The organism is Kutzneria buriramensis (assembly GCF_003387475.1).
GTDB lineage: Bacteria > Actinomycetota > Actinomycetes > Mycobacteriales > Pseudonocardiaceae > Kutzneria > Kutzneria buriramensis.
The window spans coordinates 25,359-37,658 of sequence record NZ_QUNO01000031.1 but is presented as its reverse complement, the minus strand read 5'-3'; the positions used below and the strand labels follow the sequence as shown (position 1 = coordinate 37,658).

The window sequence follows — 12,300 nt, the reverse complement described above, 5'->3', positions numbered from 1 at the left end:
ATGGGCTGGGACGCGATCGTCGTCGGCGGCGGGTTCGGCGGCCTGACATGCGCCGCCTATCTCGCCACGCACGGATACCGCGTGCTCGTCGCAGAACAGCACGATGTCGCGGGCGGCAACGGCCACGTGTTCCGTCGGCGCCGGACGTACGAGTTCGACGTTGGCGTGCACTACCTCGGCGACTGCGGCCCCGACGGGACACTGCCTGCTGTGCTGTCCGGGCTCGGGCTACGAGACCGGGTCCGGTTCCTGCCGATGGACCAGGACGGCTTCGACCGGATTGTGCTGCCCAGCCTGGCCGTGGACGTGCCGACCGGCTGGCCTCGCTACCGCGACCGCCTGGTGCGCGCCCTGCCCGTCGAGACTAGCGGGATCGATGAGTTCATCCGCATCTGTTCCTCGATCTGCGACCCGGTGCGCACGGCGAGCGTCGAGTCCCTGCTGGCCAACCCCGAGCTGACCGGATGGCGGCGACGCAGTCTCTCGGAACTGTTCGACCACTGTGGGCTGACGCCCCGAGCCCGGACAGTTCTCGCCGCTCAGGCCGGTAACTACGGCGCCGCACCGTCGAAGATCACCGTCGGCAATCACCTCGACATGCTCGACTCCTATCTGCGCGGCGCCTACTATCCCGAGGGCGGCGGCCAGACGATGGTCGCCGGTCTCGTCGAGGTGCTGGAAAGCCACGGCGGCGAGCTGCGCACGCGCACGCCCGTCGCGGAGATCCTCATCGAGGACGGCCGGGCTCGGGGCGTGCGGCTGACCGACGGCGCCATCGAGCACGCGCCGCTGGTCGTCTCCAACGCTGACTATCGCGCCACCGTCCTACGTTTGGCTGGCGGCGCCCGCAACTTCCCCCAGGCGCTGATCGCCCGCACCGAACGAGCCGCGATGCGGTCGGCCGTCGTTGTGTTGTATCTCGGGCTGGACCGCAGGTTCGAGCTGCCCAATGCCAACCTGTGGTGGCATCCGACCGAGGATGTCGAACGCAGTTGGGCCGGGCTCGACGCCGGCGAGATGCCCGACACTCCGAGCCTGTTCTGTTCCTTCGCCTCGGTCAAGGACCCGTATTCGACGACATGTCCGCCGGGGCACAGCAACCTGCAACTGATCACGCTGGCCCCGACTGGATACCCGTGGGGCGCCGGAGACTATCGCCGTGACAGCAACTACCTGGCCGCCAAGCGGCGATGGGCCGCGGCGATGCTGGCGGCTGGCGAACGAGCCCTCGGCCCGCTGCGCGGCAGCATCGTGCACCAGGAACTGGCCACGCCGCTGACCCAACGGCGCTACGTGGGTTCGAGCGGCGGCACCCCGTACGGAGTGGCCAACTGGGGCGGCATCAGCCGCCGGCCGAGCTTCCTGACACCGGTCGCCGGGCTGTACGTCGTCGGCCAGAGCACTCGCGCCGGCATCGGCGTCGCCGGCACCATGATCGGCGGCGCACTGTGCGCCGGCGAGATCCTCGGCCGTGACGTGCTGTCAGAAGTCCGAGCCGGCACCGTGTTCGCCAACACCTCGTTGCTACCCGATCGAACAAGAGGCTGGGATCCGCTGCGGGTTTCCCGGGGCATCGCCCGACGTGACGCCCGCGGCCTGGCCCGCATCGACAGGCGCTGAGACAGCTCAGCCCATCACCACAGCGACCAGCGCGGCACCGCCGCAGACCAGGTAGCCATGCGTACAGACCCGGGGGTGGGTCCCTGCGGCGGCCATCGCAAGTGACGTGGGGAACAGCCGGCGGGAAACGACGCCAGGGTGAGGTCGTCTCGGCCTTCAGCTTTCCGCCCGCGGCACGCTTTCCGTCGGTTCCGACCGCCACACCCGGTGTTTCGGCTGTGTGGCGCCCACCGGGGTGCGTCGCTGGTGGTATGGGCAATCGCCGAGGGACGCTCGGTGGCACACGCCGTCGCAGCTACCCGATCGGTTCATCCGAGCTACCCAGCCCGGTGCGCCCTGCTGCCGCTGGCCGTGGTCTGAATCGCCTGAAAGAAACCCTGGTCCCCGACGACCACACAGGCGTGGGCGGCAAACTCCCTGCTGCGAGCCCCGACACACCACGTCGGCCACGTTCCCCCAGGCCCGACACAGCAGTGCGGCGGCCACAGACCGTTTCAGGCATCCGTCCTGCGCGCAGCGCGGGCTCACCAACACCACCGCGGTCCGCGCGGCCGATGCCTGACGATTGGTCGCGGGGCGAGCACCGCGGCTGAGCCGCTCCAGGACCTGACGCAGCCGCCGGAGCGGAGTTTGATGACCAAGTTCGCCACCGCGACCGCCAGCAGTAGCAGTACCCGTTGCGGCAGCGCAAGCCTGGCGCGTTGGGCGAGCCCCACGGGCGAGCTCATCGCGTCATCAGCCCGGCGTCGACCAGTCGGCGGACCAGCGCTTGGCGAGCGCTCGGTGTCAGGAGCGTCGTTGGCGGACCGCGATGACGACGAGGCGAGTCGGTGACGACGGCCTGCAGTTTCACACCAGGTCGGCTGGGGCCGCTGGCAGCGGGCGCGGGGCCGAATTGTCGGTGGCCGCCCTGACCGCAAACCGGGGTTCAGCTCGTCTGCGTGCCGCACCGACCGGCGACCGCGATGGCGCGATCACGTGGGTGCCTGCAGCCGCGTCAATGCCGGAACGGGGTCGTCGATCGCGTGCGTCGACAACCCCGTTCCGACAGCAATCCAGTTGGTCGCAACCAGGTTAGATGTTCGAGATCATGGTGTTCAAGTCATCCACCGACATAGCGGAGAGCTCGCCCCGCGCGGCAATCAGATCCGATCGCGTCGACTGAAGAGACGCCGCGCCCCCCCGCACCGCGCGAGCTGCGCGCGTCCGCTCTAGCGCGTAAGCAAACCGTTCCGCGAGGGCTTCCGTGCATATGACGGTGGCGCACAGCAACGGAAGCATCTCGGTCGACATCTCCATCGATTCAACCGATCCTGCACCCCATCGACGAGCAGCCTTTTCGACAGAGTTGATCTCCATACATTCCCCTAGTTAGAAGGACAACACCAGAAGGTGCGCTCCGGGTTTCCTAGCCGATACACCGGAAAGTCTAGCAATAATCACACCAAGATGACCACCAGAGAGGTGAGGGAGAATCTTCTGCATTCGCTGAATCGTCGATCTCGAAGGTGTCGAGTTTTCACCCGGTAATGCCGCAATAGCACGACTCCGGACGCGCCGCTGACAATAGCGGGCGGATCCGGCGGGTCAGGTGCACCGTGCGAAGCCCCGCGAATGACAGCATCGGACGTGACGGCATGGCGCGCGGCTCTCGGCCAAGCCGCCGATGTGCTGTCAATCAGGCCTGCCGTCCGCGCGGCCGCCCGCCTTGCGTGGGACGACAACGTCGCCTTGGTCGGCCGGCTTGCGCGCGATGCGACACCCTGGGGACCCGTCAATACACCCGGCCACGGCTCGATGCACCACCAACCCGTCCTGACACGCCGCCGATCGGGCCGACGCCTTCGTTGCGGATCCAGCAGCTTGACCAACGGGAAATCCTGACTAATTGAGCCTCGCCACCCCCGGATAATATGTCATCATTTAGCGGAGATCAATGGTGAGAACACGGAACTGGGCATCCTCAGGTCGGTGGATGTGACAGTGACGGGAGTTGGATAGCTTTGGCCGGAAGTTGCTGTTGGCACTTTCGTCAACTTCCCACGATAACGTCTGCGAGGGCAACGTGATGATTGATATCGAGTCGTTCGTCAATCTACAGCGGGTCGACAACTCGCCGCTGGCGTTCAGCGTCTCAAACTCGCCGGTCGCCTGCGCCGCGGCCGCCACGGCCGCCGAGGCGGCCGTGGTGGCGGGCAAGGGATTCGGCGCGGCCGCCATCGTCACCGCCGGTATCGCCGGCTTCATCGGTGGTGCTCTTGCCACCCACTACCACATCGGCCACTACACGTCGGCCCCGGTGACCCTGCCGGCTGGCGGCGTCCCAGGTACGGACCTGTCCAGCGCCGCACTGACGACGCTGGCGGCAAGCCTGCACGACTGACCTACACGCGCTCGAGTCAGGGTCTGGGGGCAAAGTCGTATAGGGCTGGTCAGGCCAAGTAAGAGGCAGGCACGGCCGTCAGTGATCATCTGGATGTCGAGTCCCAATGATCACCGAGGAGTGCCGCGCCTGCCGCCCGATCATCGCCGATGCCCGCGTTCCTGAACCAGCTGACCCATCTGATCACACTTGACACGCCCCAAGGGGCGAAAAAGTCCGGAGGAAAGCGACAAGAGACCACATTTAACTCGCCACCCGAGAGTGGCATGGCCAGTATTTGTCACGCCACCCGAGATTGCGAAACCGGCATCCGCGGGGTGTATTAACACCCGCGATTTCAGCGCTACCCCTATGCGGGCATGCGCGCCGGTTGTAAGGGTACCGTCGGCTTTAACAACCCCGACAGACCAGACTTTCTCACTGACCGCGTCACCGTGCGGTCATTGCTGAACAAGCCCGTCCCGCGTATCGCTCGACGACCTCGTCGACGACGTGTAAAATGTTTGACTGACCTGATGGCTCCAAGAGTTCGGGTCCACCCGTCTGTCGTGAAGGGTTTCCTCACATGACACGCGAGGAGATCCTCAACTGCTCCGCTCGCGGGCCGATCGACCCGACGGTGGCGGCAGGCGGCCGGGCAAAGACATCAGCCACCACCGCCATAGCGTGACAATTCGCCAACATTCACTCTGACGAAACTAACAGTCAGGACGAATCAGCATCTCGGTGGACGCGCGGCCCACGTCGGCCGGCCAGCAGTCACACACCGATCGGAAAGGGATTTTTGTGCGCCGAATCGAGCAGGCCGCCACGACGGCATCCTTGACTCCACTCGAAGACATGACGGCGATGCATCCGATCACTTGCGCCGCCGGGGAGGCCGTCGTCGCCACCACGGCGTTCGCGCGATTTGTACGCGTTCTGACAAAGCAGGCCGCAGTCGAGGGACACGGTTTCCACACGGAACGATACTTGAGTTCCGCAGACGCGGCCGAGGTCCGACTCGGACCATCGGTGCATCGACTGATCACGCTGCGAACCACGCACCAATAAGCACGTGAAGGCGGTCGGATGACCTGATCATACTCAAGACCGGTCGGCCGACCGCAAGTCAGTCTCGCCGACAGGGCTAGATCAACTAAATCGCCCCCGCGTATCTTGTGTTCGCTGGAGTAGAAGGGCCGGTCGGCGGCGACCCAGTCGATCGGGATCAGCGTCCGGTCGATCACCACGTACGTAGGCCACGCCCAGTCGTTTCGCCTTGCGCAGCGCGGACCCCAGCTTCGGGGCCCGCCCGGCCTGCAGTTCGACGACTTCGGTGACATAGAGCCAGCATGTTGCGGTGGAGACCGTGCCCGACGATGCCACTACCAGCGGCAACACCTCAAACATCACAGCCTGCGGTCGGGTGCACCCTCGATCCCGTAGTCTCGTGGTTGCGGAGGCTGGTCACGAGCACCCAAGCGATGACAGTCAACGACATGCACGACGGTCACGTCGCGCTGGACATCCAGCGCCTGGACCGGATCTACCTCAACGCCTACGTCCCCCTGCAGACCAGCGCCCAGGTTGTGGCCTTCCTGACCGGTAACGTCAGCTACCCGTTCCCCTCGCTGGCGCTGTTCCGGCAGTCCGGTGACCGCTTCCGCCGGCCAGTGGCCTCCTACGCCCAGGCCAACAACATCCCCTGGATCAAATTCGGCAAGCACGACGTCGGCGGCAAGCTGGAGATCATGCGCCCGCACCTAGACCACACAGGCCGCCACCGGCCGCTCCGGCGTCGCGGCAAGCGGAGTCGCGCAGGAGTCCCTGCGGGTCTCAACCGCCTACGAACGCCAGTTGGCCTCCGGCGCCCAGCAGTAGTCGTCCGTCAAGACCGAACGGCGAGTGACCGTGTACTACTTCTACCTGTGGGACATCGACTTCGGCCCGGCGTTCGTCAAGGTCTGCAGCTACTTCCCCTGCCCGGCCAAGATCTAGCTCAATGGCCACGAGTGGGCCAAGCGGCAAGCGGACCGGGCCAGGCTCGGGTTCACCGCACTATCCAACGGCTTCGCCACCACCGACGACCCCGTCGTGCTGCAGGCGATCTACGACCGGCTCGGCGCCGGCGTGATCACTGTGTTCGTCAGGCGTTGGCTGGCCCGGCTGCCGCTGCCCTTCGGTGACAGCGACAGGGACGCCGGCTACTGGTGGGAAACCTCGATGCGGCAGATCGAGATCTCCCACACCATCGTGTTGGCGCACCCCGACACGCCCGCAGCTTCTGCGAAGCCCTCATCGTGGACAACCTCGACCTCGGTCGACCCCACAACGTCGAGATCCTGTTCAATCGGCCGGTCCGTCGCGACACGGTCGGCACCTTTCACACCGCGATCGACCGCCGCGGCAACGGCGGTGTGCTGCTCAACGTGTACTACAAGCACTCTCTCGCATCAAGCAATACCTAAAGGACGGCCCCGCGATGCGCATCGAGACCATCATCAACGCACCTCGAGACCTGGGCTGCAACGCCCGTCTGCCCAACCTCGACGACCTGCAGACCAAAGCCCGTGCGGTCAACCGCCGGATCCTGGATGCTGAACGGGTCGGTCAGGGCTGTGTGATCACCTGATCCACCAACTCCTGCGGGAACATCCTGGTCTGCAGCCCGATCGCGATTCGGTCCGACAACCGGACGTCTGTGTCGGGCTTGACCTGTCCGCGCCGCGGCACCCAGGCGCCTCCTGGAAGCACGACCTACCGGATAACCCTTAAGTCACCGGTATTGTCTTTAGGCCAGACGGAGCGCGGCCAGTTCGTCGACCGACAGATTCCCCGTGGAAAAGGCCGCGGCGGCATCTGCCGACTGATGGAAGGCACCTGCTGCGGCGATCCTCGCCAGATATATCTTGGCCAGGCCCCACTGGCCAGCCTGCTGGGCAGCCTTTGCGAGCGCCCACGTCTCCAGCACAGCACAGCTCACCAGGTTCTCGGCGACCGCGAACTCCAGCGGGCCCAGTGCACCGCCGGAGGCGGGCACCGCCTCGACGGCGACAGCTTCAACAGCACCCATCATCGAAAATCCTCATCTTCTTCGTCTTCATCGGCGCCTCTTTGCCGCCACCCCGACCGTTGCTCGGGCGACACCAGATTACACCGGCACTGCGCCGCCCCTACCGATTTAAAGGAGAATTCCGCAGATTTCACAATCAAGGCCGTAAGGCCCCGCCAGGCGGCCTACTTCACGTCACGCTTCGTACTGTTGGAGCGTGACGTGAAGTAGCACGCGGTGAGTGGATGCGCCGATTAGAGGAGGTTGTTCCGAGTTCTGTGGAGCGATCTCATCAAGCGCCGCACGGTGGCGATCAACGAGCTCAAGGCCCAGCTGCACGTCTGGCTCGCGCCGGAACCTGGCGACGGTGACAGCGCTGGTGAACAGCACGACGACCACGACGCATGCCCGCCAGGCGCTGATCGACATGATCACCGAGATCGCCGAGATCAACCGCCGGGTCCACGACCTCGACACCACGATCAGGTAGCTCGTGAGCCCGTTAGCGCCTGCGTTGCTGAAGGTCACCGGGATCAGTCACAAGTCGCCAGCGGCCCTGATCACCGAGAGCGGTGACATCACCCGGTTCGCCGCCTCGGCCAAGCTCGCGCGCTACACCGGCTGCGCACCGATCGCTGTCTACTCCGCCGACCAGAAGCGCGTCGGCTGCACCGCCGCGGCAACCACCGGCTCAACAGTGTCGTCTACACCGCCGCGATCGTGCAGGAACGCCGACACCCAGCCGCGCAAGCACTCCTGGTCCGCCACTAACCCGCCAAAGGCTCGCGCGGAGCCCGCCGCATCCTCCAACGCCACCCCATCTACGTCGTGATCATGGGATGTCACGCGCGACCGACTACCGGTACCAGGACGAGGTCATCACCGTCCCTGCCGATCAGCCACCGGACCTGCACGACGCCTCACGGAAAGCCAAAGACGACGGCATGACCCACCTCATCCTGGATGGGCAGGTCTTCACCACTGACCGCTGCGGCGAACAGACCATCACCGCCACAGGGAAGCAGATCGACGCGTGGTACTGGGGAGAGACCGACGAGCACGGCGGCAATGCCCAAGTGCTGTCGGCGCCGACAGGGTTCCCGCTGTGGGTCAGTGACGTCGAGACCGGCTCGGTCCACGACCTGACCGCCGCCCACAAGCATGTGCTGGGCCGCCTCCCAACTGGATCTGCCGACGCTGGCGACGGCGGCTATACCGGGGCCGGCCGGCGTACACACGCCGGTCAAGCCGCCCTTCGATGGCCAGGTGCTCGATGTCGACAACTGCGGCATTTCGATGATCTTCAGAGCCTTTGGACCCAGGCGGGCCTGATCGCCGAGGCGAACCTGCGGCGCTCGCCGGTCTCAGGATCGACGCGCTTGTCATTGGCCACGGCGTGATGACGTCCACCGTTCCCGCGACGGTGAGGACCTCCCGGGACTAGTGATAGCCGTTGCGCACGACCAGGCGGTGACCGTGCTCGTCACGCTCGTCGGCGAACGCGGCAACATAGGCATCGACCTCGGCCAGCAGCGCTTTGGCCAGCATCCTGGACGTGGCTTCCGAACGACGCGCCAACGTTGGCCTGCTTGAGACCAGTTACTCGATCACCGGAAAAGTGCGCACTTCACCGGCCGATCTACAGATATCGAGCATTGCTCGGTGCGAGGACGACGGCTCTACCCGCGGTTCGAGGTCCGGACCCGGCGAGTTCTAGCAACGCTCTGCAAAGGCCTGAACTGGTTCGGGTTCGACTGAGTCCTCGCACCATCCACGTTGCGTCCCGGCTGGAATGCTAGGCCATGAACTCCGGCGCGACCCGCGGGGGCCAACAGTCGGGCCTGAACAGCCCGGACGAATAGGCCTTGGCGACCAGCCCGGTCCGGTTGGTCACGCCGAACTTCCTGGCCATCCGGCCGAGGTGGTATTCCAGCCCCTGTCGACTCAGGTTCAACCGGGTAGCCAGTCTGGTCGTGGGCACGCCCGCGGCGACAGCTTCCAGCAGCTGGGCGTCCAGCAGCGAGAGGTCCCGCTGGCGGCCCCTGCGCTCGGGAGTCTCATACGGGACAACGCAGAGTGTCACCACGATCCGGTTCTGGGGGATGGCGAGGGCAGTCATCATGGCGGGCGTTGCCTGTCCGTCAGGCAGCGACAGCATGGTTGTTGTGCTGATCTCACCCTGACCAGCCTGAGCCAGCAGGCTCAGCGTCCGCCCCTGCTCCCGCGACACGCTGGGATGCAGCAACTCCAGCACACACCGCTGTCGCAACTGCTCAGGGGGAACGCCGAAGATGGCGCTGAACTCCCTGTCCGCGAAAGAGATCCGGAGTTCGGTGTCCAGGCTCGCCACAAACCAACGGTCGTTGGTCTCGTTCATGGTCAGTCCTCAGTGGATGTGCTTGGCCGGCACGCGCAGCGGCCAGGTGGTCGAGTCGAGAAGGCCGGCGGCGCACGCCTTTGCCACCAACGCGGTTCGACTCGGCACGCTCAGCCGCCGCAGCATCGCGCCCACGTGGTAGTCGACCGACTGGCGGCTCAGGTGCAGGCGCAACGCCATCCGGACGGCCGACTCCCCTGCCGCCAGACCCTCCAGGATCCGCGCGTCCACCTTGCTCAGTAGGACCGACGGCCCGTCGTCCCACACCCGCCACGGCGTGTCACCCGGATCGACGACCATGATCAGCGATGACGGATCCAGGAAGCGGCCCGTGACGTCCGCGAAGAAGACCCGTTCCCCCGGCCGCATTCCGACCAGTCGTTCGGCGAACCGGAGGCGCCGGCCGACCGCAAGCTCGGCGAGCTGCCGACGCATGGTGTCATGGACCGGCGCGAGGAACAGATCGGGAAAGCGGATGCCAACCAAAGTCGAAGGCCGGGTATCGAACAGAGCGCCGAGGGCGGCGCTGGCATTGGTGACGAGCAGTTCTCGGTTCAGCACAGCGACGCCGGCGCCGGACCGGTCGAACAGCGGCCGGCTCAGTCCCGAGTCGTCGGTGTCCACCGCTCGGACGCGGTCGTCCCGCAGCCGCAGGACGGTCGCGCTGACAGCCTCGGACATCGCCAAATCCTCCCCGACAATGGATTCCTCGATATGTGGGCACATGCTATGCACCGGGTGTCGCGGGTAGCACGAATTCCGCAATTCATCGGGAACGATGTCCGAACAACGCGGATGATTCAGTTCATCCGCAGCACCGCGCCGGTCACGTGCCTGGCCCGGCCGGAGATCAGGTGGCCGACGCGTTCGGCGACCTCGTCGGGCCGACAGCGGCCTGGAACCAGGACGTTGACCCGCACACCGTAGCGTCGCACGTCGGCGGCCAGCGCCCGGCAGAAGGCGATCGTCCCAGCGACGCAGTTGTCGTGTCCGACCGAGTCGCATGACTGAGCGGGCGAACAGATGGCCACGACCACACCCTCCTGCCTTTTCATCATTCTCACGACAACCGCCCGAAAAATGTTGTGCAGACCTGTGGAATCGCTGTCGACGGTCGCCGCCATCGCGATGGTCACCGCCGCGGATACGGGTCCGAGCAACTCCTCGGTGCGGGAGATCCACTGTCGCACGTCGTCCGGGTCGCCCAGGTCGACGCCCGTGGTCAGCACCCGGCGGCCGACGGCCCGCACCGCCGCGAGACCGTCAACGTCGTCGGCGGTCCGCCGGACGCTGAGGTCGAATCCGTCCCTGGCCAGGCGCATCGCGGTGTCGGAACCGATCCCCGACGGTCCACAGTCGACCAGAGCGACCCGACGGACCGCCCTACCCCACCACATCAGTCACTCGCAGCAAGGCGCACGCGACAGCACCGGCCCGATCCACGGCACTGACCAGGGCCAGTCCGCTTGCCCCCGCTGTTCCATCCTCACCAGCACATGCGCCACCTGGAACAGAGGCGACGCGGCCCCAGTGTCGCCGATCAACTGTGCGATCGGGCGATCGTCCAGCGCGTCGGGCCGAAGCACGCCCTCCAGGTCGGCGACGTCCGGCGTAGGTTTCCATGCTCAGCATGACGCATCCCTCGCCAAGCCGTTCGTCGTTGCCGCTGGGGCGTTCGATCACTGACCGGGTGTGGGAGAACTCTTCAACGGCCCCGACCAGCACGGTCAGCGCCCAACCGTTGCGCAGCAGGCTCGCCGCGCCCATGGTGTGTCCGAGCATCGATTTCACCGATACCTCCGGCGGCGGCTGGTCGGCGTAGACGCCGCGGATGACGGCTGTCTCGGTGACGTCGTTGGCAAGCATGCCGATGCTGTGCGCGGATGTGAGGTCCACCTGTCCCGGCTCGGCGGCGGCATCCCGCAGCGCCAACTCGACGCACTCCTTGATGCTGGTCTGGTCGGGCGCGGCCGGGTAGTGGGCCGTCTCAGGTGAGGCTGTAGGCGAGGATCTCGGCGTAGGTCGGGGGCCGCAGCCCAGCGCGGAGTTTATGCTCTCCAGCACGAGCACTTCGGCCTCCTCGTCGGTGAGGATTCCCTCGCGGCCCTTGTCGAACGTCGGGCGGCAGTCCAGCGCGACGGTGCCGTGGCGGTAGAAACCGGCGAACGTCTTGCGGCACAGGGCGCGGCACCGCCACAGAGGGCGAAGTCGACCTCGCCCGCGCGGACCGCGTCGAAACCGTCGCCGATGGCGTAGTTGCCGGCCGAGCATACCGTCGCGACCGCGAACCGGCGCGGCCGACTCAGCTCCTCGACGTCGCTTCGGCGAATCCACCTCGACGGGTCGAAGCTCCGGATCTCGCAGCCGTTGGTGTGTTCGAACCCGGTGGCGTCGAACACGGTGATCCGCCGGACCCCGCTGCGCCCGGCGCGGAGCGCCTCGGTGAACTCGGCGCGGCCGGTGCTGATGCTGAAGACCACACCGAGGCCAGTCACAAGCACGCGGTTGGTCATCGTGTCTCCTCGGTTTCCGGTGTGTGCGGCGCCAACTCTCCCAGCGTGCGGGTGAGCGTTTCGCCAATCCACGCGAGCGGTTCCGCCTTGGTCATGTCGACATGCGAGCAGTCGAACCCGGTGGACCTGGACTGCACCGTCCACATAGGGGTGCCAGCTCGTCGCGGCCTCGGCCTTTATTGCGGCCGTGTCGGCGGCGAGGGACGCACCAGCGTTGCGGTGTAGCTGTCCGGCACGAACCTCGATGACAGCTCCTCGTTGTTTGCGCCACGCCCTTGTCTGTCGGCGCAGGCGCGTCTCGTCGAGGTCGGCGTCCGCCACCAGTCGGGCGACCGTCGTCGCTGTCAGCAGCTCGGACGGGGCCGCTGTCCGA

General features: G+C 66.2%; 13 protein-coding genes and 5 pseudogenes. 8 read left to right on the top strand and 10 right to left on the bottom strand.

Translation table 11 applies throughout. From position 1 onward, the window contains the following. Entirely contained in the window at positions 1 to 1,620 is a 1,620-nt protein-coding gene (locus tag BCF44_RS50920; RefSeq protein ID WP_116181821.1) for a phytoene desaturase family protein, read from the top strand. A 148-nt stretch (positions 1,621 to 1,768) separates the two neighbouring features. After that, positions 1,769 to 1,964, top strand: a pseudogene (gene gltD, locus BCF44_RS59060) (glutamate synthase); the annotation flags it as partial. Between the two features lie 103 nt (positions 1,965 to 2,067). Here the strand turns inward: gltD and BCF44_RS59445 are convergent. Next, a pseudogene (locus BCF44_RS59445) lies at positions 2,068 to 2,238 on the bottom strand (lasso peptide biosynthesis B2 protein); the annotation flags it as partial. Positions 2,239 to 3,634: 1,396 nt separating this feature from the next. Between BCF44_RS59445 and BCF44_RS50900 the strand changes: the two are divergent. Then, a complete protein-coding gene (locus BCF44_RS50900; RefSeq protein WP_147328996.1) occupies positions 3,635 to 4,003 on the top strand; it encodes a hypothetical protein in 369 nt (122 codons plus the stop codon). A 759-nt stretch (positions 4,004 to 4,762) separates the two neighbouring features. Here BCF44_RS50900 and BCF44_RS56280 read toward each other — a convergent pair. Then, positions 4,763 to 4,963 carry a hypothetical protein gene (locus BCF44_RS56280; RefSeq protein ID WP_170218204.1) on the bottom strand — a complete coding sequence of 67 codons (201 nt, stop codon included), beginning with the start codon at positions 4,961 to 4,963 and terminating at the stop codon, positions 4,763 to 4,765. A gap of 167 nt (positions 4,964 to 5,130) precedes the next feature. Then, positions 5,131 to 5,359: pseudogene (locus BCF44_RS58335) on the bottom strand (IS5/IS1182 family transposase); the annotation flags it as partial. 926 nt (positions 5,360 to 6,285) lie between these two features. Here BCF44_RS58335 and BCF44_RS57135 point away from each other — a divergent pair. Beyond that, entirely contained in the window at positions 6,286 to 6,453 is a 168-nt protein-coding gene (locus BCF44_RS57135; RefSeq protein WP_211353633.1) for a hypothetical protein, read from the top strand. Between the two features lie 14 nt (positions 6,454 to 6,467). Continuing rightward, entirely contained in the window at positions 6,468 to 6,617 is a 150-nt protein-coding gene (locus tag BCF44_RS57130) for a hypothetical protein (protein WP_211353632.1), read from the top strand. A 159-nt stretch (positions 6,618 to 6,776) separates the two neighbouring features. On the opposite strand, the gene BCF44_RS50895 is transcribed toward BCF44_RS57130, so the two are convergent. After that, positions 6,777 to 7,061 carry a hypothetical protein gene (locus BCF44_RS50895; protein ID WP_116181818.1) on the bottom strand — a complete coding sequence of 95 codons (285 nt, stop codon included), beginning with the start codon at positions 7,059 to 7,061 and terminating at the stop codon, positions 6,777 to 6,779. A gap of 343 nt (positions 7,062 to 7,404) precedes the next feature. Here BCF44_RS50895 and BCF44_RS58885 point away from each other — a divergent pair, with 343 nt between their 5' ends. The 3 genes and pseudogenes from BCF44_RS58885 to BCF44_RS58330 all read left to right on the top strand — a co-directional run. Beyond that, on the top strand, positions 7,405 to 7,527 hold the full coding sequence (locus BCF44_RS58885; RefSeq protein WP_281283267.1) for a hypothetical protein: 123 nt from the start codon (positions 7,405 to 7,407) through the stop codon (positions 7,525 to 7,527). A 3-nt stretch (positions 7,528 to 7,530) separates the two neighbouring features. Then, a complete protein-coding gene (locus tag BCF44_RS59440) occupies positions 7,531 to 7,869 on the top strand; it encodes a transposase (protein WP_379796329.1) in 339 nt (112 codons plus the stop codon). A 7-nt stretch (positions 7,870 to 7,876) separates the two neighbouring features. Then, positions 7,877 to 8,254, top strand: a pseudogene (locus BCF44_RS58330) (transposase family protein); the annotation flags it as partial. A 92-nt stretch (positions 8,255 to 8,346) separates the two neighbouring features. On the opposite strand, the pseudogene BCF44_RS58325 reads toward BCF44_RS58330, so the two are convergent. The 6 genes and pseudogenes from BCF44_RS58325 to BCF44_RS55055 all read right to left on the bottom strand — a co-directional run. After that, a pseudogene (locus BCF44_RS58325) lies at positions 8,347 to 8,588 on the bottom strand (IS256 family transposase); the annotation flags it as partial. A 244-nt stretch (positions 8,589 to 8,832) separates the two neighbouring features. After that, positions 8,833 to 9,414, bottom strand: coding sequence for a helix-turn-helix transcriptional regulator (locus BCF44_RS50875; protein ID WP_116181817.1), 582 nt, complete (start codon positions 9,412 to 9,414; stop codon positions 8,833 to 8,835). 9 nt (positions 9,415 to 9,423) lie between these two features. Further along, on the bottom strand, positions 9,424 to 10,095 hold the full coding sequence (locus tag BCF44_RS57115; protein WP_211353628.1) for a helix-turn-helix transcriptional regulator: 672 nt from the start codon (positions 10,093 to 10,095) through the stop codon (positions 9,424 to 9,426). A gap of 119 nt (positions 10,096 to 10,214) precedes the next feature. Then, the gene (locus BCF44_RS50865; protein WP_116181815.1) at positions 10,215 to 10,811 is read right to left on the bottom strand and encodes an SDR family NAD(P)-dependent oxidoreductase; all 597 of its coding nucleotides are present in this window, start codon (positions 10,809 to 10,811) and stop codon (positions 10,215 to 10,217) included. Further along, the gene (locus tag BCF44_RS50860; protein ID WP_170218203.1) at positions 10,798 to 11,484 is read right to left on the bottom strand and encodes a hypothetical protein; all 687 of its coding nucleotides are present in this window, start codon (positions 11,482 to 11,484) and stop codon (positions 10,798 to 10,800) included. The genes BCF44_RS50865 and BCF44_RS50860 overlap by 14 nt, the downstream gene beginning before the upstream one ends. Then, the gene (locus tag BCF44_RS55055; protein WP_147328995.1) at positions 11,463 to 12,248 is read right to left on the bottom strand and encodes a beta-ketoacyl synthase N-terminal-like domain-containing protein; all 786 of its coding nucleotides are present in this window, start codon (positions 12,246 to 12,248) and stop codon (positions 11,463 to 11,465) included. Before BCF44_RS55055 ends, BCF44_RS50860 begins: the two co-directional genes overlap by 22 nt. Positions 12,249 to 12,300 lie beyond the last annotated feature (52 nt).